At 59.7% G+C, this 21,212-nt stretch carries 20 protein-coding genes; 9 read left to right on the top strand and 11 right to left on the bottom strand.

Annotated features, from left to right (window positions below):
• The first annotated feature begins 68 nt into the window (after positions 1-68).
• Positions 69-746 (top strand): tRNA (5-methylaminomethyl-2-thiouridine)(34)-methyltransferase MnmD, encoded by a 678-nt coding sequence (gene mnmD, locus LZG00_00915; protein MCF3592556.1) that lies wholly within the window; start codon positions 69-71, stop codon positions 744-746.
• Between the two features lie 3 nt (positions 747-749).
• Entirely contained in the window at positions 750-1,616 is an 867-nt protein-coding gene (locus LZG00_00910; GenBank protein ID MCF3592555.1) for a DMT family transporter, read from the top strand.
• Here the strand turns inward: LZG00_00910 and LZG00_00905 are convergent.
• Positions 1,581-3,533 (bottom strand): lytic transglycosylase domain-containing protein, encoded by a 1,953-nt coding sequence (locus tag LZG00_00905; protein ID MCF3592554.1) that lies wholly within the window; start codon positions 3,531-3,533, stop codon positions 1,581-1,583. The two genes, LZG00_00910 and LZG00_00905, sit on opposite strands and share 36 nt — an antisense overlap.
• Before the next feature lie 177 nt (positions 3,534-3,710).
• Between LZG00_00905 and dapA the strand changes: the two genes are divergently transcribed.
• Complete coding sequence (dapA, locus tag LZG00_00900; protein MCF3592553.1) at positions 3,711-4,586, top strand: 4-hydroxy-tetrahydrodipicolinate synthase; 876 nt, start codon at positions 3,711-3,713, stop codon at positions 4,584-4,586.
• 39 nt (positions 4,587-4,625) lie between these two features.
• Here the strand turns inward: dapA and LZG00_00895 are convergent, their stop codons facing one another.
• From LZG00_00895 to smpB, 4 genes are all read right to left on the bottom strand, one after another.
• Entirely contained in the window at positions 4,626-5,810 is a 1,185-nt protein-coding gene (locus LZG00_00895) for an aspartate/tyrosine/aromatic aminotransferase (protein ID MCF3592552.1), read from the bottom strand.
• 2 nt (positions 5,811-5,812) lie between these two features.
• On the bottom strand, positions 5,813-6,667 hold the full coding sequence (gene sseA, locus LZG00_00890; GenBank protein MCF3592551.1) for a 3-mercaptopyruvate sulfurtransferase: 855 nt from the start codon (positions 6,665-6,667) through the stop codon (positions 5,813-5,815).
• Positions 6,668-6,794: 127 nt separating this feature from the next.
• Positions 6,795-7,082: a hypothetical protein gene (locus LZG00_00885; GenBank protein ID MCF3592550.1), complete on the bottom strand. Its 288-nt coding sequence runs from the start codon at positions 7,080-7,082 to the stop codon at positions 6,795-6,797.
• A gap of 115 nt (positions 7,083-7,197) precedes the next feature.
• Positions 7,198-7,674 (bottom strand): SsrA-binding protein SmpB, encoded by a 477-nt coding sequence (gene smpB / locus LZG00_00880; GenBank protein ID MCF3592549.1) that lies wholly within the window; start codon positions 7,672-7,674, stop codon positions 7,198-7,200.
• A 280-nt stretch (positions 7,675-7,954) separates the two neighbouring features.
• Between smpB and LZG00_00875 the strand changes: the two genes are divergently transcribed.
• Positions 7,955-9,463, top strand: a complete 1,509-nt coding sequence (locus tag LZG00_00875; GenBank protein ID MCF3592548.1) for a fumarate hydratase — start codon at positions 7,955-7,957, stop codon at positions 9,461-9,463.
• A gap of 30 nt (positions 9,464-9,493) precedes the next feature.
• Here LZG00_00875 and LZG00_00870 read toward each other — a convergent pair whose 3' ends face one another.
• The 4 genes from LZG00_00870 to LZG00_00855 form a co-directional block, all read right to left on the bottom strand.
• Positions 9,494-10,270 carry a 3'(2'),5'-bisphosphate nucleotidase CysQ gene (locus LZG00_00870; protein ID MCF3592547.1) on the bottom strand — a complete coding sequence of 259 codons (777 nt, stop codon included), beginning with the start codon at positions 10,268-10,270 and terminating at the stop codon, positions 9,494-9,496.
• Positions 10,257-11,603, bottom strand: a complete 1,347-nt coding sequence (locus LZG00_00865) for a TldD/PmbA family protein (protein ID MCF3592546.1) — start codon at positions 11,601-11,603, stop codon at positions 10,257-10,259. Before LZG00_00865 ends, LZG00_00870 begins: the two co-directional genes overlap by 14 nt.
• A gap of 133 nt (positions 11,604-11,736) precedes the next feature.
• Positions 11,737-13,263: a hypothetical protein gene (locus LZG00_00860; GenBank protein ID MCF3592545.1), complete on the bottom strand. Its 1,527-nt coding sequence runs from the start codon at positions 13,261-13,263 to the stop codon at positions 11,737-11,739.
• 132 nt (positions 13,264-13,395) lie between these two features.
• Positions 13,396-14,922 carry a DUF2125 domain-containing protein gene (locus tag LZG00_00855; GenBank protein ID MCF3592544.1) on the bottom strand — a complete coding sequence of 509 codons (1,527 nt, stop codon included), beginning with the start codon at positions 14,920-14,922 and terminating at the stop codon, positions 13,396-13,398.
• Between the two features lie 131 nt (positions 14,923-15,053).
• On the opposite strand from LZG00_00855, the gene LZG00_00850 reads away from it, so the two are divergent.
• The 4 genes from LZG00_00850 (at position 15,054) to LZG00_00835 (ending at position 19,136) form a co-directional block, all read left to right on the top strand.
• Positions 15,054-15,809 carry an SDR family oxidoreductase gene (locus tag LZG00_00850; GenBank protein MCF3592543.1) on the top strand — a complete coding sequence of 252 codons (756 nt, stop codon included), beginning with the start codon at positions 15,054-15,056 and terminating at the stop codon, positions 15,807-15,809.
• On the top strand, positions 15,806-16,414 hold the full coding sequence (locus LZG00_00845) for an enoyl-CoA hydratase/isomerase family protein (GenBank protein ID MCF3592542.1): 609 nt from the start codon (positions 15,806-15,808) through the stop codon (positions 16,412-16,414). The genes LZG00_00850 and LZG00_00845 overlap by 4 nt, the downstream gene beginning before the upstream one ends.
• A gap of 206 nt (positions 16,415-16,620) precedes the next feature.
• Complete coding sequence (locus tag LZG00_00840; GenBank protein ID MCF3592541.1) at positions 16,621-17,982, top strand: mechanosensitive ion channel; 1,362 nt, start codon at positions 16,621-16,623, stop codon at positions 17,980-17,982.
• Positions 17,979-19,136 (top strand): TIGR03862 family flavoprotein, encoded by a 1,158-nt coding sequence (locus LZG00_00835; GenBank protein ID MCF3592540.1) that lies wholly within the window; start codon positions 17,979-17,981, stop codon positions 19,134-19,136. The genes LZG00_00840 and LZG00_00835 overlap by 4 nt, the downstream gene beginning before the upstream one ends.
• A gap of 48 nt (positions 19,137-19,184) precedes the next feature.
• Here LZG00_00835 and LZG00_00830 read toward each other — a convergent pair whose 3' ends face one another.
• Positions 19,185-19,940 (bottom strand): DUF1013 domain-containing protein, encoded by a 756-nt coding sequence (locus LZG00_00830; GenBank protein ID MCF3592539.1) that lies wholly within the window; start codon positions 19,938-19,940, stop codon positions 19,185-19,187.
• A 149-nt stretch (positions 19,941-20,089) separates the two neighbouring features.
• Here LZG00_00830 and LZG00_00825 point away from each other — a divergent pair, with 149 nt between their 5' ends.
• Complete coding sequence (locus tag LZG00_00825; protein MCF3592538.1) at positions 20,090-20,725, top strand: ribonuclease T2; 636 nt, start codon at positions 20,090-20,092, stop codon at positions 20,723-20,725.
• 121 nt (positions 20,726-20,846) lie between these two features.
• Here LZG00_00825 and LZG00_00820 read toward each other — a convergent pair whose 3' ends face one another.
• A complete protein-coding gene (locus LZG00_00820; protein ID MCF3592537.1) occupies positions 20,847-21,173 on the bottom strand; it encodes an H-NS histone family protein in 327 nt (108 codons plus the stop codon).
• Positions 21,174-21,212: the final 39 nt, after the last annotated feature.

Genomic DNA, 21,212 nt, shown 5'->3' with positions numbered 1-21,212 from the left:
TTCTCGCACCTGTTGCATGCGGCAAATTCATCGGCCGCTTCTTTTTGCTCTTACGGGATCACACAGCAATGAGCCAGCAGGCAGAGATCGAATGGCGCGATGGCGCAGTCCCGGTGTCCACACGCTTTGACGACCCCTACTTCAGCCTCGAAAACGGGCTGGCCGAAACCGCGCATGTCTTTCTCAAAGGCAATGGCCTGCCCGAGCGGTTTCACGATGGCTTCCAGATTGCCGAACTGGGTTTTGGCACCGGCCTCAACCTGCTGGCTGCGTTTGACCTGTGGCGCAGAACCGGACAACCGGGACAATTGCGCTTTACCAGTTTCGAGGCTTTCCCGATGGCCGCCGCCGATATGATTGAGGCTCAGGCAGCCTTCCCGTCGCTTGCCGCAATCAGCGCCGAACTCGCCCCATTCTGGCGCGCTGGTCAGACCGAGATCATCCTGCCTGACCTGCATTTCAAGATGATAGTCGGCGATGCCCGCGAAACCCTGCCGCGCTGGACAGGTACTGCCGATGCATGGTTTCTTGACGGTTTTTCCCCTGCCAAGAACCCCGAGATGTGGGAACCCGGATTGATGACGCAAGTCGGCGCACACACCACCCCCGGCGGAACCGCTGCCAGCTATACCGCCGCCGGATTCGTGCGGCGCGGGCTAAGCGAGGCGGGGTTCGATGTCAGGCGTCACGCCGGATTTGGCCGCAAGCGCCATATGACAGTCGCCACCATGCCAGAAACACACTGACAAATGGGGCAGCAGAACACGCGTCTCGGCATTCTATTGATGGTTGCGACCACCTTTGTTTTCTCGATGCAGGATGGCATTTCGCGCCATCTCGCGGGTGAATACAACGTGCTGATGGTCGTAACGATCCGCTATTGGTTCTTCGCCGCCTTCGTCGTCGCCATCGCCAGCCGCAAAGCCGGTGGGGTCGGCGCCGCGGCCGCCACCTCCCAACCGATTGTTCAGATCCTGCGCGGCGCACTTCTCGCACTTGAAATCTGCGTTATGGTTCTGGCCTTCACTCTGCTCGGGCTGATCGAAAGCCATGCGGTCTTTACCTGTTATCCGCTGCTCGTGGCAGCGCTTTCGGGGCCGGTGCTGGGCGAACATGTCGGCTGGCGCCGTTGGGTGGCGATCGGCATCGGGTTCATCGGTGTTCTGATCATTTTGCAACCGGGGTTTGGCGTATTTTCACCCTATGCACTGGTCCCGCTCGCCGCCGCCCTGATGTTTGCACTTTACGGCCTGCTTACCCGCTATGTCGCCCGGCGCGACTCCGCCGCCACATCATTTTTCTGGACGGGCGTTGTCGGCGCGACACTGCTCACTCCGCTGGGCCTGTGGTTCTGGGAGCCGATGACAGGCCCTGATTGGGGCTGGATGGGCGTGCTCTGCATCACCGGCGCGATGGGTCACTGGCTGTTGATCCGCGCCTACGAGGTCGCCGAGGCCAGTGCGGTTCAACCGTTCGCCTATCTTCAATTGGTCTTTGCGGCCGGCCTCGGGGTCAGCGTCTTTTCCGAAGACATCCGCCTCAACGTGGTGCTGGGGGCCGGAATAATCGTTGCCGCCGGTCTATTCACCCTCTGGCGCGAACGGCAGAACACTTGAGCCCAAAAGCTCGGCGCTGAACGGTTGCGGCAAAGACGGTTTGCCCAGCCGCGCCCGATAAACCGGCAGAGATTCCGCGACGCGCATCACATAGTTGCGGGTCTCGTTAAAGGGGATATGCTCGATCCAGTCGATCATATCCACCTCGCCTTTCAACGGATTGCCGTATTCCTTCATCCAGCGCACAGGCCGCCCCGGCCCAGCGTTATAGCCTGCCGACACCATGATTACATTGCCATCGAACTGCCCCGCCAGATCGGCAAGATAAGCGCTGCCCAACGTTGCATTATATTCCCAATCGCGCAGTACAGAACCAGGATCATGGTCTATCCCAAGTTTGCGCGCCACCAGCTTGGCAGTCGCAGGCATCAATTGCATCAAGCCCCGCGCTCCGGCACCTGATACCACCCTAGGGTCAAACTCACTCTCCCTGCGTGCAATGGACAGCGCCATTTCCATAGCCACAGGCAGCTTCATCTCCTGCATTGGATGCAGCGGATAATACGCCCCAGGAACCACCACGCCCTCACGCGCCGCGAATTTACCCAGCATCACGCCCAGATGTGGCGCGCCCATGTCCTCAATCATATTGCCCAACTGACCAATACCCTTGCGATCCTTGCCTTCGGCGATTTGCAGAAGAAACTGCTCAGCCAGTGTCAGATCTCGCATCGCAACGGCCAGCATCACGACCTGAACAAGATCGCTATCGGCCCATTCGGCCTGTTGCCAGGCCGGAAAATACTCCAGCCCTTTCAGCGCCACATCCGGCGCGATCCCGGCCTTTTCCGCCGCCAGAAGGCCGTAGAAGCTGGTCTGATGCTCCGCACCCTTCGACCAGGCTGCTTTTGCCTCATCCATCTGGCCCAGAGCAGCATGCGCCTCGCCAAGCCAATATCCCGCGCGCCCGAGAGAGATCGGCGTCCAGACCGTATCGCTAAACAACTCGAAATGCGCCAGTGCAAGCGCCGGTGCATCCAGTTTTCGCAAAGCAAGATAGCCCGCCAGCCATTCCAAGTCCGCGTATGACGATCCTTCGACCAACCCATGATTCGTTGCAATCCGATAGGCCAGCGCAGCCTCGCCCTCGCGCATCATGCGGCGGGCAAGGTTGCGCCGCCACCCAGCCCAGCGATCAGGCTCGCCCAGCGTTTGCGCCTCAGAGCGTTCGTTCAACAGCTTGATCGCCTCGCCCAATCGCCCCTTTCCCAGAAGCCAGAGGAATCGCTCATAGGCCAGCCCGGCGTCACCTTGCAGAGCCTCCGGCACACTGTTGATCAACGCGTCGGCATCCTTTGAGCCGTTCCGCAGCCCAATGCGGGCATCCGCAAGGGCGCGCTGACCTTCGCTCACAAGCGGTAGCATCAGATTTACGTCGCTCGACAAGCCGCGCCAAAGTGCCATATCGAGCCGCGCCTCGTGATGCGGCTTCAATAGATCGCCATAGCGCTCGACAAAGAATTCATGATCGCGCTCACTCAGATCAAAACTGCGCCATGCCAGAACAATTTCGGCCTGCGCCTCTCCCAACTCCCCGGCCTGCATCAATGCATCAGCGAACCGCAGCACGCCGCGTCCTGTCTGGGGGGATTCCTCGCGGAAAAAGGTAATTATCTCATCGTGCGACAACCCATCAAGTGACGCTTCGCTGCGCTTGCGCAAAAGCGATAATCCCGGCCAATGCGAATAGGTCTTGAGGAAATCCACAACCTCGCGCCCACTGCCCCGCCCGGCGCGCAGCCGATTCCATTCGATCAACGTCGCCGCCGCAGGTCCATCGCGCACCGCCAGCGCCGCCGCACGCTCCCAATCGCCGCGATTCATCGCGTGAATAGCGCTGGCCAGCGGCCTCGGCGCCTGCTCGCGCAGCGCTTGCGCAGCCAGAGGGCCACTCAGCACACATAAAATCAAGGCCATGATTCGCAACATCTCTTGCATTTCCCCTAGCAACGCCGGATAGACAGCCCCAGCATAGCGCCCGCCCCCCTGCCTTCAATTCACAATAACTTGGCAGCGGGGTATTCTCCCTCTAGGGTCCGGCGCTAAACCAGAACCCGGGTCATTCGCCCGCGCATGAAGAGAAGGAGCGTCGCCATGTTCAAAGGGTCCATTCCTGCCCTGGTCACGCCGTTCAAGAACGGCGAACTGGATCTGGAGACGCTCAAGAAGCTGGTCGAATGGCATATCGGCGAAGGCAGCAACGGATTTGTCCCCGTCGGCACCACCGGCGAAAGCCCCACGTTGACCCACGCCGAACATGACGCTGTGGTGGATACGGTCGTGCGCGCTGTTGCCGGTCGCGTTCCGGTAATCGCCGGCGCAGGCAGCAACAACACGCTCGAATCGATTCGGCTGGCCCAAGCTGCGGAAAAGGCAGGGGCCAACGGTATCCTCGTGGTCACGCCCTATTACAACAAGCCGACCCAGCGCGGGCTGATCGCGCATTTCACCGCCGTGCATGATTGCTGCAACCTGCCGATCATCATCTACAATATCCCCGGCCGCTCGGTCGTCGACATGAGTCCGGCAACGATGGGTGAATTGGCCAAACTGCCGCGCATCGTGGGGGTAAAGGATGCCACCGGCGATCTCGCGCGCGTCCCGCAACAGCGTATCACCTGCGGCACCGATTTCATCCAGCTGTCTGGGGAAGACGCCACCGCGCTGGGTTACAACGCGCATGGCGGGCGCGGCTGCATCTCGGTTACCGCCAATGTCGCGCCTCGGCTCTGCGCAGAATTTCAGGAAGCCATGCTCGCGGGCGACTATGCCAAGGCGCTCGAATATCAGGATCGGCTTATGCCACTACACATCGCGATATTCCTTGAGCCTGGCCTTGCCGGGGTCAAATACGCGATGTCAAAGCTTGGTCTTTGCTCGGAAGAGGTGCGCCTGCCGATCACCTGCGTATCCGACGAAACGCGTAGCAAGATCGACGACGCCATGCGCCACGCGGGCCTGTTGAACTAAACAAATAGACAGGTGGGTGCTTGCACCCACCTTTCGTAGTTAAACACCAACCTCAATAATCGCCTTGGCCAGAACCGGGATCGTTGCATCGTTTAAACCGGCGATGTTCATCCGGCTGTCACCGACCATGTAAATCGCGTGTTCGTCCCGCAGTTTCTGCACCAGCTCCGGCGTCGTGCCGAGCCGCGAAAACATGCCGCGATGCTGTGCCAGAAAGCCGAACCGGTTTGAGCCTGAAAGACGCTGCAATTCTTCCGCCAGTTTTTCGCGCAGGCGCAACATGCCGAGGCGCGTTTCTTCCAACTCATCTTCCCACATCTTGCGCAGGGCGGGGTCAGTCAGAATCATCGTCACCACGCGCGCGCCGTGATCGGGGGGAAATGAGAAGTTCTGCCGGTTTAGAAAGCTGAGATTGTCCTGTGCCAACCCAACCTTGGATTTGTCCGCACTCACCGCCAACAAAATTCCTGTGCGCTCACGGTAAACGCCGAAATTCTTGGAACAGCTTGCCGCAATCAACACCTCGGGACAGGCCGCCGCAACGAGCCGCGTGGCAGCCGCGTCTTCGTTAAGCCCGTCGCCAAAGCCCTGATAAGCCAAGTCGACCATGGGCAATGCGCCCTTTTCATTGAGCAGATCGGCAACCTGCTGCCATTCGGTCAGGTTCAGATTGGCACCCGTAGGATTGTGGCAACAGCCATGCAGAAGCACCACATCACCGGCCCGCAACCCTTGCAGGTCTTCCATCATACCGGCGTAATTCACCGCGCGTGTTTCGCTATCGAAATAGCGATAGGGCACGGTTTCAATTCCGAGATATTTCAGGATGCTCAGATGGTTAGGCCAGGTCGGGTCGCTTACAAATACGCGCGCCGCCGGATTGGCCATCTTGATCAACTCAAACGCCTGCCGACACGCGCCGGTACCGCCGGGCGTCGCCGCCGCCGCCACATGATCGCGCGCAACGGCGCCATCGAGGACCAGATCAATCATCGCATCATGATAGGCTGCGTCACCCACGAGGCTGACATAGCTCTTGGTATCCTGCGTTTCCCAAAGCTGCTTTTCGCCTGCCTTCACGGCGCGCATAACCGGGGTCAGGCCTTCGGCATTCTTATAGACACCGACACCAAGGTCGACCTTATTGGCGCGCTCATCCGCCTTGAACATATGCATCAGCTGGATGATTTTGTCGGCGGGTTGGCTGGTCAGCTTGTCAAACATCGTCATTCTCCGGTTTCAACGGCCAAGGTGGGAAAGGCGCCCCATTCCGTCCATGATCCATCATAGATGGCCCAATCAGTCTTGCCGATCCGCTCCATCGCCAGCGCCAGAATACAGGCGGTCACACCTGATCCACACGAGGCAATTGCCGGTTTGGCAAGGTTGATCCCGGCACTCTCAAATATCTCACGCAACGCAGCCGGGTCTTTCATCGTGCTATCGCTGTTGAGCAAATCGCCAAAGGGCAGGTTTTTTGAGCCCGGAATATGCCCCGCGCGCAAACCGGGCCAAGGCTCACCCTCGGTCCCCGCAAACCGTCCGGCAGAGCGCGCATCGACAATCTCGAAATCACCCAGTTTGGATGCTGCGGAAACCTGCGTGACATCGCGAACCAAATGATTCTGAAACCGCACGGTCATGTGACGGTCGCGCACCATGGGTGGCAAATCTTCGATCTCGCGGCCCTCGGCTTGCCATTTCGGAAAGCCGCCATCAAGCACGGCAATGTTGTCTTGACCCATAAGGCGGAACAGCCACCAGACGCGGGCCGCGCTCATCAGGCCAAAGGAGTCATAAACAACCACCTGGTGCCCATCGCCCACGCCCATCGCCCTTAGGCGTGACATGAACTTTTCGGTCGGAGGGGCCATATGCGGCAAGTCGGAACGCGCATCAGCCACGTCGTCGATATCGAAGAATCGCGCACCGGGAATATGGGCTGCGTCATACTCGGCCCGTGCGTCGCGATCGGTGCCGGGCAGAAAATAGGTGGCGTCAAGAATGCGCAGGTCGGGATCTTTCAGATGCGCCGCCAGCCATTCTGTGGAAACAAGGGTTTTCGGATCGTCTGAAGCCATGTGCGCCCCCGTGTATGATGCCATGTCTCCCTAGCGCGGGGTCGCAGAATTCGCAAGGCCGGACGCCGCTTTCGCGCCGCCCGGACTGATGAATTTCGGCGCAGTTTTCGGGGCGTCTTGGAAGGCCCTACTTGGCCATCATGTTGCGGACTGCGCCGACAATGGCCAATACCACGCCGCCACCGACACCACCCGATGCGACTTGACCGACTATTGCCGCGATATCCATTCCGCCGCCCGCCGCGGCACCCATATCGGCACCTGTGCCCAGCATTGACAAAATCTGTCCGCCAAGGCCGCCGCCAACAATCCCGGCGATTGAATTGATGATCGCGCCCTGATTGATATTTTTAAGAAGGCCACCGGCGACGTTACCGCCGATTGCACCTGAAATAAGACTAATCAATAGTTCCATTACGTTTCTCCCACGGTCTAAACCAAATACCTTAACCGAGGCTGACCTGCGCGCCCCGGTTTCTCGTCAGGTTTTACGATTTTGCCTAGACCTCCCAAATGGGAGTTTTGTGGGGCTATTCCCCGTGGCGCAAAAGCCGCTGTTTCTGACGGCCCCAATCGCGTTTGGCCTCGGTGGCGCGCTTGTCGTGCAGCTTCTTGCCCTTGGCGATTCCGATCTTCAGCTTGGCCTTGCCACGATGGTTGAAATAAAGAACCAGCGGAACCAACGTCATGCCCTTGCGCCCGGTCGCCTGCCACAAACGGCTCAATTCTTTACGCGAAACCAATAGCTTGCGCTTGCGTCGTTCCTCATGCCCAAAGGTCTTGGCCTGCTCGTAGGGCGCAATATAGCTGTTGACCAGCCATAGTTCGCCTTCGTCCACATGGGCATAGCTTTCGGCGATATTGGCATTGCCAAGCCGCAATGATTTGACCTCGGACCCCAACAGGATGATGCCGCATTCCAGATCTTCCTCGATGGCATAATCAAACCGCGCGCGGCGATTTTCGGCCACGACCTTATAGTTTGGATTCTCGGGTTTCTTTGCCATGATCGCGCCTGATTACCGTCCCGGTAGAAATTCAGCAAGCTTTGTAAATGGCACCGCACGCACCAAATTCCAAGGGTGACTTGCGGCTGCTGTCCGGCTGCTAGGCGTATGACATGCGACATCGTATAGATGAACAGCGCATTAACCTAATGCAGCGCGCGGTGTCTGGCGCGGATGTAGCGCCCGGCATACCATTGCACACAATTTTCGGGCTTACCCCGTCGCCAAACGCTGATAAAAGCTGTCCCGACTCTCAGACGTCCGCAAAAGGAGCCACCACATGGCAGCCATCACCGAAGAGCATCTGATCGAAAGCATTGCCGAAGGGCTGCAATACATCTCGTACTATCATCCGCCCGATTTTGTGCAGGCAATGACCGCCGCTTGGGAACGTGAAGAGAACAAGGGTGCCAAGGATGCGATGGCGCAGATTCTGGTGAACTCGCGCATGTGCGCCATGGGGCGCCGCCCGATTTGTCAGGATACGGGCGCGGCAAATATTCACATCAAGGTGGGCGTCGAAGCACCGCTCAAAATCAAGCGCTCGCTTCAGGACATCGCCGATGAAGGCACGCGGCAGGGGTACCTTCGTGATACCAACCCGCTGCGCGCCAGCGTGGTGATCGACCCGTTTGGCGAGCGTAAGAATTCGGGCGACAACACGCCTTGCATGCTAACCGTTGAAATGGTCGCGGGTGATACGGTTGAGGTTGAGGTTGCGGCCAAAGGGGGCGGCTCGGAGAACAAATCGAAATTCACCACGCTGAACCCCTCGGGCAATGTCGCTGACTGGGTGGTTGAGACCGTTGAGACACTTGGCGCTGGCTGGTGTCCGCCGGGTATTTTGGGCATCGGTGTTGGGGGCAATGCCGACAAGGTGATGGCGTTGGCCAAGCAAGCGCTGAGCGAACCGCTGGACATGCAGGAATTGCTGCGCCGCGGGCCGTCAAACAAGGCCGAAGAATTGCGCATCGAGATTTACGAGCGCGTCAACGCGCTTGGCATCGGCGCGCAGGGGCTTGGCGGGGTGACAACCGTGCTTGATGTGAAGGTCAAAAGCTTCCCAACGCACGCCGCTTCGCTGCCCGTCGCTTTGATCCCCAATTGCGCGGCAACGCGGCATGTGCATTTCACGCTCGATGGCTCTGGCCCGGCCACGTTCACGCCGCCGAGCATCGAGGATTATCCCGAGATCCTTCTTGATGCGGCCGGCGCACAGTCGCGCAAACTCGACCTCGACAACCTGACGGACGAGGTTGTGGCCACGCTGACACCCGGCGAAACCTTGCTGCTGAGCGGCACGCTCTATACCGGGCGCGATGCGGCGCATAAGCGGATGATCGACATGTTGGATCGGGGCGAAACTCTGCCCGTCGATCTGCGTGGCAAGGCGATCTATTACGTTGGTCCGGTTGATGCCGTTGGCGATGAGGCGATTGGACCGGCAGGCCCGACCACCTCGACACGCATGGACAAGTTTACCGACCGGATTCTGGCCGATACCGGCCTCAAGGTGATGGTCGGCAAGGCCGAGCGCGGGCCGGTGGCACTCGAAGCGATTGCCAAGCACAAAGCGGCCTATCTGATTGCCGTGGGCGGTGCGGCCTATCTGGTGTCGAAAGCCATCAAGGCGGCCAAGCCGGTGGCCTTTGAAGAGTTGGGCATGGAAGCGATTTATGAGCTGAAGGTCCAGGACATGCCGGTGACTGTGGCGGTGGATACCCAAGGCAATTCGATCCACAAGAGTGGCCCGGCAGAATGGAAAAAGAAGATCGCCGAAGCGGTGTAAAAATTGGCGGGGTGCGTGCTTGCACGCGCCCTACGCCAATGCCCCCTGCAACGCGCCATGCACACCTGTTGCGGCGGCGACAACGCCGGGCAACATCGGGCGTGGATTGTTGAAGATCAGCCCTTGGCCGTGACGGTCTGATACCATCGCGCCCGCCTCTTCCAGCAAAAGCGCCCCGGCGGCGATGTCCCATTCCCAGCTATCACGCAGGGTAATCATCGCGTCAAACCGCCCCTGCGCCACCAACGCGAGGCGATAGGCCAGTGACGGGCGATACACCCGCTCAATATTTGGCACCTGGCCTGGTTTCCAATATTTGGCCTCCATTGCGGGTCGCGCAGAAAGCAATGTCGCGCCCGACAGATCGCCGCGCGCCGAGCCGTGGATTGCGACATCGTTGAGCGTGGCCCCCGCGCCGCGCGACGCGGCAAAAAGCCGGTCACGCATCGGCAGGAACACCACAGCGGCAATCACCCGGCCTTCTTCTGCCACAGCCAGAGAATGCGACCAGCTTTTCCCGCCCTCGATGAAATTGCGGGTGCCATCAATCGGGTCGACAATGAAGACGCGGCGATGGTTAAGCCGAGACCCGTCATCCACGGATTCTTCGGAAAGCCAGCCATAATCGGGCCTTGCGGCGCGCAGGCGATCCTCCAACATGCGGTTGACGGCGAGATCGGCCTCGGTCACCGGACCGGCATTGTCGGGCTTGTCCTCTGACGTGAACTTGCCGCCGAAAAAGCCGCTGGCGATCCGGCCTGCTTCCTGTGCAACTGCGCAGAGCAGCGCAAGATCACGCGCCGGCAAGGGTCAGCCCTTCGACGAGAAGCGATGGCACCACGCGCGACAGCCAAGGCCGCGCGTCATTGGCAGGGATCAGCCCGCGCAGCATGTCGTGCAGGTTTCCGGCGATGGTGCATTCATTCACCGGCCAGGTGATCTCGCCGTTTTCCACCCAAAAGCCAGAAGCCCCGCGTGAATAGTCCCCGGTATTGGGGTTGATGGTCGAGCCGATCAATGACGTCACCAACAGGCCCGTGCCCATCTGCGCCAACAAATCATCGCGACTTTGCTTGCCCGCAGTCATTTCAACACTCGACGCGCTGGGCGAGGGCGCGCCACCGGGCGAGCGGCTGGCGCTGGCGGTGCTCTGCATTCCGAGTTTGCGCGCATTGGCCAGATCAAGCGTCCAGCCCATCAGCATCCCGTCTTCGACAATGGCACGCCGCGAAGTGGGCAGCCCTTCGGCATCGAACGGGCGCGAAGTTCCGACGCGCGGGCGCAGCGGGTCTTCGATCAGCGACAGTCCCATGGGCATCACTTGTTCGCCCAGCTTGTCGCGCAGGAAGCTTTGGCCGCGTGCCACCGAGGCACCATTGACCGCCCCCAGAAGATGCCCGATCAGCGAGCTGGAAATTTTTTCGTCAAACAGCACCGGATAAGCGCCTGTCGGTGGCTTGCGCGCGCCCAGCGCGGCCACTGCGCGTTCGCCAGCAGTGCGCCCGATCTCATCGGCGCTGCGCATGTCTTGGGCAAAGATGCGGCTGTCGCCATCATGGTCGCGCTCCATACCGCTGCCCGACCCCGCAATGGCGACCGCATATAGCGAATGCGAGGTGCGCCCGTACCCGCCGGAAAACCCGTTCGACGCGGCAAGATGCACGCGCTGCGAAGAATACCCGGCACTGGCCGATTGAATCTGCGTCACGCCCTCCACGGCAAGCCCTGCCGCCTCGGCGGCCAATGCGCTGTCTTGCAATTGCGCCGGGTCCGGCTCCTCACCATTTTCCGAAAGTTCCAGCGCGGAAATGTCCCAGCCCTGTGCCAACTGCGCAGGATCGGCCAGACCGATATAGGGGTCTTCTGGTGCTTCCCGGGCCATGGCGATGGCACGCTCGGCCATGGTCGCCAATGTCTCGGGGCGCGCATCCGATGACGACACCATCGCCTGCCTCTGCCCAACGAAAACCCGCAGGCCAAGATCAATCCCCTCGGCGCGTTCGGCATGTTCCAGCCGCCCCTCGCGCACGTCGATCGAGATCGAACGCCCATCCACCACCATCGCATCGGCGCCATCGGCCCCGGCCTTTCTGGCGGCATCAATCAGAGCCTGTGAAAGAGTTTCAGGCGTTTGTGTCATCTTGGGAATGTCCTTCGCTTTGCCGCTCTGAGGTAGACCGCAAGACGAGCAGGTTCAAGGGCAAGGCCATGCAACGCCATGACGGTCCCCGCCCGGGACAACCCCAAACCACGAGCCGCCCAGGCGCAAATGCTCAGCGAAGGCGTTGCCCGTTGGCCAAAACCTCTCCGGTCTTTCTCACCTCGATCTGCGATGTCACAACGTCGGCCCCATCGCCCGGCTTGGCAAACATAGCCATCATCATCCGTGCGCCCATGGCGTCGTCGTTGCTCATCAGCCCCATCGCGATCAGCCTGTCGATCAGCGCGTCTGCCCCCTTGAGCATGAAGGCGGCCTCTCCCTCGGGAGCGGGGAAGCCGTCAAACGTGACCATGTCGTCGAAATCGAGCATGAAATCGCCCGTCCCGGTCAGTTCTACACCCACGGCGGAAACGGTCATGCTGTTGAGCGTCACACGTTCCATTGTAACGGGCATTTCTTCCGGCTCAGCACCGTCCATCATCGCGCGGATATCGAGAAGCTCGAACAGCACTTTTGCCTCTGCGCCGAGATCAAACGCAATCTTCATCGGGTCGCGCGGCAGCTGCGCGTTTGGGTCAAACAGGCTCCACAGCCCTTCGTCGATGGTCACGCCGTTCAACGCAATCTTCGCGCCCGCCTTCTGCACCGCATCGGATTTCAGCAACGGCAACACCAGCCGCCCCTCGACACCCTCGCCCGCGATGGAAATCGGAAACGGCAGTTCAGGCGTTTTCATGTCCATCGAAAACGCGCCTGTAGTGCCCCCATAGTTTAACCCCTGCGCATCAAACGTGGCATCGATTACATAATCCTCTGCCTTTGTCACCTGATCGCTGAGCGTGCTTTCGCCCATGAAGACGCGCTGAAACGACGTAGATTCGCCCACGGTGCTATCACCATGCAGGCGCAACCCGTCACGCAGTTGCCCGTGCAGCGCCAGAAGATCGAGCCCGGCACGTGGCAGCACAAGTGTTGATTTGTTGGCTGCCGCTTTTCCCGCCCCGCCTCCTTCGATGCGGGCGGTCTCTTCGCCTTCCTTGAAGGCGGCGCTATAGGTCAGGTCATAGCTTTCCAACGCCGAGTCCCCCGTGATTGTGACATGCGCGTCGTCAATCACCGTCACGTTGGAGAGCGTGATCGGGCCAAGGCGCATCTCTCCGGACACCTCGAACGCCTCACTGCCATCGACCACCACATCCAGCAGCGTGAGCGTGAACCCATCGCTGTTCCATGTGCTGGTCACGTTCATCGCGTCACCCGACATGATACCGGGGGCATCATCGCCTGTTAGTTCGCCCACGGCGGCAAAACTTCCCTCGTCAATGACTTCGGCCCCCAACGAAACGCGGCTGGTTTTGGGGAAATGCACCTCTACCGTGCCATCGCTCACAGGCTCAAACCGCGGCCCTGCAAAGCTGAGATAAGCCGAACCGGTATCATTCGGCAAATTCACCGAAAGCTTTATCTCGCCAATCTTGAGCGTATCGCCATCGCGGCTCTCGCTTGCATCAAGCGTGAGGCCGAAAGCCTGAAACTGGGCCTTCCAAACGGCCCATGCGTCATCAACCGTTATGTCGGCCAGCGCCGGAGTGACCATGAAAATCGTGCAGAGTGCTGTGGCGGAGAAAAGACGGGGCATCAGGTGTCCTTGTTACACAAAATCGCCAAAGCGTTTTGCCCTGACGCGCCCAACCCTATCGGTGATGTGAAACAAGCAAAAGGGGCCGCGTGCATTGCAGCGGCCCCTGCGAAATTTTCGGCTGATCGGCTCTTATTTCAGGCGCTGACCATTGGCCATAACCTGACCGTCCTTCTTGACCTCGATTTTCGAGACCAGAACATCTTCGCTTTCAGGAACGGCAAACATGCTCATCATCATCCGCGCGCCCATGACCTGATCTTGCGGCACAAGACCCATCGCCACCAACTTGTCCATCAGCACATTGGCACCCGCCAGCCTGAGGTTCAGCACGCCATCAACGCCCTGCATACCCTGCGACATCATGGCCGTGGCAAATTCGATCACGAAATTACCGTTACCGGTAAGCGAGGCACCCGCGACCGTGACTTCCAGATTGTTGATGTCGACGGCTTCAACCTCACCTGGCATGCCCATTTCGCCGCGCTCTACCGCTTCCATCTGCGCCGGGTCCATCAGATCAAAGCCCAGCTTGCCCTTGCCCGACACATCAAACGAAACCGTGGCGGGGTCATGCGGCAGTTGACCGCTTGGATCGACCATGCTCCAGATCTGCTCGGACACCGCGAAACCGCCCAACGTCACGCCCAGCGCAAAGTCCTGCGATTGATCCGATTTCGACACCGGCATGACCAGCTTGAACCCGCCATTTGCCATCTGCATATCGATCGGGAACGGAATGTCACCACCCGCGAAGTTGACCTTCACCCCCTGAGAGCTGACGTCATACTTGATGCCATCCGACGACATCGAAACTTCCGCCGCACCGGCGGTGGTTTGCGAGCTGCCCTGAATGTTTTCGCCGTCGCCGACGAACTGGAAGCTGGCATTGCCGCCTTCATAGGAAAACTTGCCGTCCGCCGCGAAACCGGCCTTCATCATCGCGTCCATGTTCTGAACGTCAAATCCGCCGGTCGGATAGGTGCCGCCGCCATTGAACATCAGCTTGTTCAGCATGCCGTTGAATTTGAAAAATTCCTGGGCATTTTCGGGGTTGGCAAAATCAATGTTGTAGGTCACGGCACCGGTATTCATAACCTGCGTCACCTCGCGCAGATTGCCGATCTTCATGTTCGAATTGCCGCTGACATCCTTGATGGCAATTTCCGCGGCACCCACCGGGATTTCATTACCTTCAACCACCAGCTTGGCCAGCTTCATTGCAATCTCGGCTGCCGAATAAGTATAGGTCATGTCAGTCGGATCACCCGAAACGACCATCTCGAAATCGGTATTGTTGTAGTCCATGTTCATCGTGACCGGGTCATCGCCCTTGGGCATAACCTCAACCATCATGGGCATAGACGCGGGAAGCCCCACCGATACGGTGCCATCGCCACGGTTGGTAAAGCTCAGCTCACCAAAGGTGACGGAAATCATGCCTTCGTCTTCGGGAAGCGCAAAGCTCATCTTCAGGTCCTTGACGCTCAGCGTGTCACCCGAGGTGCTTTCCGAGCCGACGACTTCATAGCCAAAGCCGCCCATATAGGCTTTCCAATCGCCCCAGACCTCTTGTGCGTTGACGTCGGCAAATGCGGCCGTGCTCGTCATCAAAGTTGCAAACGCAGTAGCGCCGCAGATTTTCGTCAAATTCGTCATTTTGGTTATCCTTCCAGCCTAATACACGGAATCAATCTCGGCGCTCGCGGTCTGAGAATCAAGTGCGCATCCCTCTGGACCGCCGCTTTGCCCCGGTTTACCACATGGCAATAGCAGGATTGGAGAGACAAATGACGGGTCTGACAGGAAAAACAGTGCTTATCACGGGGGCGAGTCGCGGTATCGGCGAAGCGGCCGCGCGGGAATTCGCCGCGTCTGGCGCAAATGTGGTGCTTGCGGCGCGCAGCACCGGCGAAATAACGCGCATCGCTGGCGACATCGGTGCGCAGGCCCGCGCGATTGCCTGTGACGTGAGCGTCTACGGCGATGTGCAGGCTGCGGTCGATCTGGCGGTGGCCGATTTCGGCGGGCTCGATCTCCTGATCGGCAACGCCGGGGTGGTCGAGCCGATTTCCTTGCTTGCCACCTCTGATCCCGATGGCTGGGGCGCTGCGATCGACATCAATCTCAAGGGAGTCTATCACGGTATGCGCGCCGCGATGCCCCTGATGCAAGAGGCTGGCGGCGGCACCATCCTCACCATCTCCTCCGGGGCGGCACATAACGCGCTGGAAGGCTGGAGCCATTATTGCAGCTCCAAGGCGGGTGCTGCGATGCTGACCATGTGCGCCCACAAGGAAGGCGCGCTCAGCGGCATCCGCGCCATCGGCCTCTCGCCCGGCACTGTGGCCACCAAAATGCAGCGCGAAATCAAGGCCAGCGGCGTGAACCCAGTGGCACAAATGTCGTGGGAAGATCACATTCCCCCGGAATGGCCCGCCAAATGCCTCGCCTGGATGTGCAGCAGCGATGCCGACGAATATCTCGGTCAGGAAATCTCGCTGCGCGACGACTCCATTCGCAAGCGGATCGGAGTTATTTCATGATCGGTCTCGAAAAAGACGGCGGCACCTGGACTGTCACGATCAACCGCCCCGACAAGGCCAATTCACTAACCGGAGCGATGCTGGAAGAACTCTGCGAAATCGCCGAGGCCGCGCAAGATTCCCGCATTCTGATCCTTACCGGCACAGGCCGCGTCTTCTCCGCCGGGGCCGATCTTGACGAGGCGCGCGCCGGTCTGGCCCTTTCGCCCCTGTGGGAACGGCTCTCGGGCGCCATCGCCGCCCTCCCGGGCCTCTCCATCGCCGCGCTCAATGGCACGTTGGCGGGCGGCGCGATGGGCATGGCGCTGGCTTGCGACCTGCGCCTTGCGGTGCCGAGCGCAAAATTCTTCTACCCGGTGATGAAACTCGGTTTCTTGCCCCAGCCTTCTGATCCTGCGCGCATGTCTGCCCTGATCGGCCCCTCCCGCACCAAACTGATCCTGATGGGCGGCCAAAAGATCGAAGCACCAGAAGCGCTGCAATTCGGCCTGATAGATCGTATCGTCGATGCTGATTCACTTCTCGCCACCGCCCGCGAAATCGCCGCCGATACGCTGGCCGCGAAACCGGAAATCGCCGCTCAAATCAAATCTCTCTGCTCCTGACCCTTTCATCTTGCCCAAAATATCCCGGGGGGTGCGGGGGGCTGGCCCCCCGCTTGTTACTGTGGTGCGGGGGGCTGGCCCCCCGCCCGCTCGGATTGCGCAAGCAATTGGAGCTCTGACATCCCCCAACCGTCAATCGAGACCCTTGTCTTGGCGACCTCAATCGGCAATGCATGAGGCCCGTATTTTAAGGAGAGACGCACGCCATGGAAGGCCAGTCAGAAATCGTCCAACAGGCATTGGCCTACGCTGAACAAGGTTGGGAATTCGCCAAGGGCTGGCTGCTCTCACCCGCCGCCTGGTCGCAACTCGCTCTGCTGATTGTCGCCTATATTGCCGCGCTCCTGATCACCAAACGCCTGAAACCGTCCTTGACCAAACTGCTCACGCCACCCGTGGGCCAGAGCAACATCATCGTCACTTCCCGCCAGTTCGTGATGCTCTTCCTGCCGTTGCTGCTGCCGCTCCTGGCCTATGTCCTCACCGGCATCGGCGAAAGTGTCACCCGTTCGCTGTTCGGCTCCGGCGCGGTGATCGCCTTTGGCAAGCGGGTTTTCCTGCTTCTTGCCGCGCGCATCCTCGTCAACGAAATCATTTCCGACGGCTTTCTCAAACTGCTGGGCCGCTATGTGCTGATCCCGATCATGGCGCTCTATGCGGTCGGCATCCTCGAATTCGTCAACACCAAACTCTCCGAGACAATCATCGAGCTTGGCAACATCTCGTTTTCGGTCATGGCGCTGGTGCGCGGTCTGATTGCCGGCTCGATCCTGTTCTGGTTCGGGCGCTGGTCGAACGATCAATCCGCCGCCTATATCAGCGCTCAGGCCGAGATGCGCCCGGCCACACGCACATTGGCGCAAAAGGCCGCCGAGGTGGTGATTTTCGGTGTCGCCTTCCTGCTCTTGATGAACATCATGGGCATCTCGCTCACTTCGCTGGCGGTGCTCGGTGGTGCAATCGGTGTCGGCATCGGTTTTGGCCTGCAACAGATTGCGTCGAACTTCATCTCGGGCGTGATCCTGCTGCTGGAAGGGCAGGCCACCGTGGGCGATTATGTCGAGCTTGACGGCGGCGAGGCCGGCACCATCGTCAAGATGACCGCCCGCGCCACCATTCTTGAAAGCTTTGATGGCCGTTGGATCGTCGTGCCCAACGAACATTTCATCACCACACGGGTGGTTAATTATTCCGATAGCGGCTCGGCCAATCGCTACGAGGCGCCCTTCTCGGTCAGCTATGACACCGACATCAACCGCGTGCCCGAGATTATCGAGACGGCGGTCGCCAAACTCGATTTCGTATTGCAAGATCCCGACGGCCCGGATTGCGAATTGCGTGGCTTCGGCGACAGCGGCGTCGATTTCTGCGTCGAATTCTGGGTCAACGGCATCGATGACGGGCGCAACAAGTTCACGCCAGAAGTGCTGTTTGCGATCTGGAACGCGCTCAAGGAGCACGATATCGAAATTCCCTATCCGCATCGCGTGATCGAGCTGAAGGGTGGCGGGTTTCCGCAGCTCGCTGGCGCACCAAAGAAGCCTGCCAAACCCAGAACCAAGACATGAGCGATGCGCTGGTCATCGGCGCTGGCCCCGCCGGATTGATGGCAGCAGAAGTGCTGGCGCGCGCCGGGCGCAAGGTCACCGTTGCCGAAGCCAAACCCTCACCCGCACGCAAGCTCTTGATGGCCGGGAAATCAGGCCTGAACCTGACCAAGGATGAACCGTTTGAGGTCTTCCTCAATGCCTATGGCGAGGCGACGGGAAGTCTGCGCCCGATGCTTGAAGCCTTCGGGCCGATTGAGGTGAAGGAATGGGCCGAGGGGTTGGAGCAGAGCGTCTTTACCGGCTCGTCGGGTCGCGTGTTCCCGCAGGCGATGAAGGCGTCCCCCCTGCTGCGCGCCTGGCTGCGGCGGCTCGATGGGCTTGGGGTTACGCTCAACACGCGCTGGCGCTGGAGCGGCGGCGCGACGTTCGACACCCCGCGAGGGCCACAAAGCCTTGCGCCGCGTGTGACCGTTCTGGCCTGTGGTGGTGCCAGTTGGGCGCGTCTTGGTTCCGATGGGGTCTGGGCCGATCAGTTCGCCGCGACAGAGCTAACGCCCTTCCAGCCCGCCAATATCGGGTTTCGCATGGATTGGTCGGCGCATATGGCGCGCCATTTCGGCGCCCCGGTAAAGAACGTCGGGCTGCTCGCGGGCGACATAAGGATCAAGGGTGAATTCGTAATCTCGGCGCGCGGTCTGGAAGGGAGCGGTATCTATGCTGTTTCCAAGGCGGTGCGCGACGGTGCCGCACTGAAGCTCGATCTGCTGCCTGATCTGAGCGAGGACGAAATCCGCTCTCGCCTGTCGCGTCGTCGCCGCAAGGAAAGCCTCGGCAATGCCCTGCGTAAAACCCTCCGGCTTTCGCCGGCAAAACAAGCGTTGCTGATGGAGTTTGCCCGCCCACTGCCCGCCGATCCGGCGGCGCTGATCAAATCGTTGCCGGTGCCCCATCTTGGCCCGCGCCCGATGGATGAGGCGATTTCAACCGCCGGGGGCCTGCGCTTTGAAGCGCTCGACGAGACGCTGATGCTGCGCGATCGGCCAGGGCTCTTCGCCGCTGGTGAAATGCTGGATTGGGAGGCCCCGACGGGCGGTTATCTGCTGACCGCCTGCCTGTCGACCGGCGCCTGGGCCGGGCGGCACGCTGCCAGATTTGCAGCGGCTCAGCCCTGATCGGCGCGCCTGCCCCGGAACGATACCGGGACAGTGCGAAACCCTTGCTCAGGGCTGTTCGTCTTCGTCACCCGAAGGCAAATTGAAGAGCGTTTCTGCATCATACTCGTCGTCTTTTTTCTCGTCGTCGTCGTCGCTATCTTCAGAACCGCCCAGCGAGAACGTTTCCAATCCTTCGATTGCCGTCGGAATCTTCGGCTCGGCGTCCATGCCCAGCGACGTTTCGGTGCTGACAAGTTTGCGACGCTCATCATCGCTCATCACCACGCCATCGCGCGCCTTCTTGGCGGCTGCTTTTTGCACGGCGGCGTCAAGCTCGGACTGTTTGCACAGACCCAGCGCGACCGGGTCGATCGGCTGAATGTTGGAAATATTCCAGTGGGTGCGCTCGCGAATAGCCTGAATCGTCGGCTTGGTCGTCCCGACCAGCTTGGAAATCTGCGCATCGGCCAATTCAGGGTGAAACTTGACCAGCCACAAAATTGACGCCGGACGGTCCTGACGCTTGGACAGAGGCGTGTAACGCGGCCCACGGCGCTTTTCTTCACCCACGGACGCCGGGTTGAACTTGAGCTTGAGCCGGACCAAGGGATCTGCCTCGGCCTTGTCGATATCTTCCTGCGTCAGCTGGTTGTTTGCGATCGGGTCGAACCCTTTCACGCCAGCGGCAACATCACCATCGGCGATGCCCTGCACTTCCAGCTCGTGCAGTCCGCAAAAATCGGCAATCTGCTTGAAGCTGATCGTGGTGTTGTCGACCAGCCAGACAGCGGTGGCCTTGGACATGAGCGGTTTGTCGGACATCTTCTTGTCACTCCTATCGGTTCGCATAATACCCGGATACAGCTTTCCCGTGCCCTGGCTGGGGCGGCCTCGGAGCGTCCGGGGCGGGTTACCATTGTCGGGGAACTTGCGCGCTATATAGTGCGACAAGATAAAGAAGGAAAGAGTGAATGCGGCACCTGATCACAGCAGGTCTTATTGCCTTGGCCAGTTTTGCCCGCGCCGACGCAGAGCCATCCGGGAAATTTGACTATTACGTCATGGCGCTTTCCTGGTCGCCAAACTGGTGTGCGATCGAGGGCGACGCAAGGCGTTCGCCGCAATGCGATCCGCGCCATGATTTCGGCTGGACGCTGCATGGGCTCTGGCCGCAATATCACCGCGGCTGGCCGTCATTCTGCGCGACCACCGCACGCCAACCCAACCGCACCATGACCCGCGAAATGGCTGATATCATGGGAACACCGGGTCTGGCGTGGTATCAATGGAAAAAGCACGGGGTTTGCAGCGGGCTATCGGCGCAAGACTACTTTGACTTGTCACGCAAAGCCTATAAGAGCATTCAGCGCCCAGCCGTTTTTCGCAAACTGCAAAGGCCGGTAAAACTGCCTGCGAAAATCGTTGAACAAGCCTTCCTGAAAGAAAACGCCCGGCTCAAGCCGGAGATGATCACCATCACCTGCAAGGCCGGGCGCATTCAAGAGGTGCGGATTTGCCTGTCCAAGAGCCTGGTGCCAGTACCTTGCGGGCGCGACACGGCGCAGGATTGCTCAATGGAGGACGCGTTTTTCGATCCGATCCGCTGAAATCTAAAGCGTTTCGAGATAAACTTGAATCACGAGTTTATCTCGAAACGCCCTCAAGATGGATATGTTGCGCTGCGTTTGCGCTTAACCCTGTCCCAGGTTTAAGTGGAAACGCCCTAATTCAGATCGCCAGATCGTCGAGCGACTTGCCCGCTTCCAACGCTTCGCGAACCCACGCCGGGCGGCGGCCTCGGCCTGTCCAGGTTTGCGTCTTATCCGCGGGGTTTGCATATTTCGGAGGCACCGTGCTGCGGGGCTTTCCCAGCGTGCCTTCGTCTATCTCGGCCCCAGTCAATTCAGAGAGCGAAAACCCCATTTTTCGCGCTTCGGCCTTCAAGGCAGACAGAGCCTTCTTTTTCTCTCGATCTTCGAATTTCGCGATGGCTTTCGCCACCTTTTTTTCGAGTGACGTAAGTTCGTTCAATGACATGGCATTGAGTGTTGCCATGGAAATTTTTGCCTGTTTGGGCACGTGTTGCTCTCCAGT

Source organism: Rhodobacteraceae bacterium LMO-JJ12 (assembly GCA_021555075.1).
Lineage (GTDB): Bacteria > Pseudomonadota > Alphaproteobacteria > Rhodobacterales > Rhodobacteraceae > JAKGBX01.
The sequence above is the reverse complement of the archived record's forward strand: the minus strand, read 5'-3'. Positions and strand labels throughout refer to the sequence as shown.

What these genes read in the sequence shown, in the direction of transcription:
- LZG00_00910 (MCF3592555.1), top strand. Translation starts at nt 750, where the DNA reads ATGGGGCAGCAGAACACGCGTCTCGGCATTCTATTGATGGTTGCGACC.
- LZG00_00820 (MCF3592537.1), bottom strand. Translation starts at nt 21,173, where the DNA reads ATGGCAACACTCAATGCCATGTCATTGAACGAACTTACGTCACTCGAA.
- LZG00_00835 (MCF3592540.1), top strand. Translation starts at nt 17,979, where the DNA reads ATGAGCGATGCGCTGGTCATCGGCGCTGGCCCCGCCGGATTGATGGCA.
- mnmD (MCF3592556.1), top strand. Translation starts at nt 69, where the DNA reads ATGAGCCAGCAGGCAGAGATCGAATGGCGCGATGGCGCAGTCCCGGTG.
- LZG00_00830 (MCF3592539.1), bottom strand. Translation starts at nt 19,940, where the DNA reads ATGTCCGACAAACCGCTCATGTCCAAGGCCACCGCTGTCTGGCTGGTC.
- LZG00_00875 (MCF3592548.1), top strand. Translation starts at nt 7,955, where the DNA reads ATGGCAGCCATCACCGAAGAGCATCTGATCGAAAGCATTGCCGAAGGG.
- dapA (MCF3592553.1), top strand. Translation starts at nt 3,711, where the DNA reads ATGTTCAAAGGGTCCATTCCTGCCCTGGTCACGCCGTTCAAGAACGGC.
- smpB (MCF3592549.1), bottom strand. Translation starts at nt 7,674, where the DNA reads ATGGCAAAGAAACCCGAGAATCCAAACTATAAGGTCGTGGCCGAAAAT.
- LZG00_00850 (MCF3592543.1), top strand. Translation starts at nt 15,054, where the DNA reads ATGACGGGTCTGACAGGAAAAACAGTGCTTATCACGGGGGCGAGTCGC.
- LZG00_00895 (MCF3592552.1), bottom strand. Translation starts at nt 5,810, where the DNA reads ATGTTTGACAAGCTGACCAGCCAACCCGCCGACAAAATCATCCAGCTG.
- LZG00_00885 (MCF3592550.1), bottom strand. Translation starts at nt 7,082, where the DNA reads ATGGAACTATTGATTAGTCTTATTTCAGGTGCAATCGGCGGTAACGTC.
- LZG00_00845 (MCF3592542.1), top strand. Translation starts at nt 15,806, where the DNA reads ATGATCGGTCTCGAAAAAGACGGCGGCACCTGGACTGTCACGATCAAC.
- LZG00_00855 (MCF3592544.1), bottom strand. Translation starts at nt 14,922, where the DNA reads ATGACGAATTTGACGAAAATCTGCGGCGCTACTGCGTTTGCAACTTTG.
- LZG00_00860 (MCF3592545.1), bottom strand. Translation starts at nt 13,263, where the DNA reads ATGCCCCGTCTTTTCTCCGCCACAGCACTCTGCACGATTTTCATGGTC.
- sseA (MCF3592551.1), bottom strand. Translation starts at nt 6,667, where the DNA reads ATGGCTTCAGACGATCCGAAAACCCTTGTTTCCACAGAATGGCTGGCG.
- LZG00_00840 (MCF3592541.1), top strand. Translation starts at nt 16,621, where the DNA reads ATGGAAGGCCAGTCAGAAATCGTCCAACAGGCATTGGCCTACGCTGAA.
- LZG00_00865 (MCF3592546.1), bottom strand. Translation starts at nt 11,603, where the DNA reads ATGACACAAACGCCTGAAACTCTTTCACAGGCTCTGATTGATGCCGCC.
- LZG00_00825 (MCF3592538.1), top strand. Translation starts at nt 20,090, where the DNA reads ATGCGGCACCTGATCACAGCAGGTCTTATTGCCTTGGCCAGTTTTGCC.
- LZG00_00905 (MCF3592554.1), bottom strand. Translation starts at nt 3,533, where the DNA reads ATGGCCTTGATTTTATGTGTGCTGAGTGGCCCTCTGGCTGCGCAAGCG.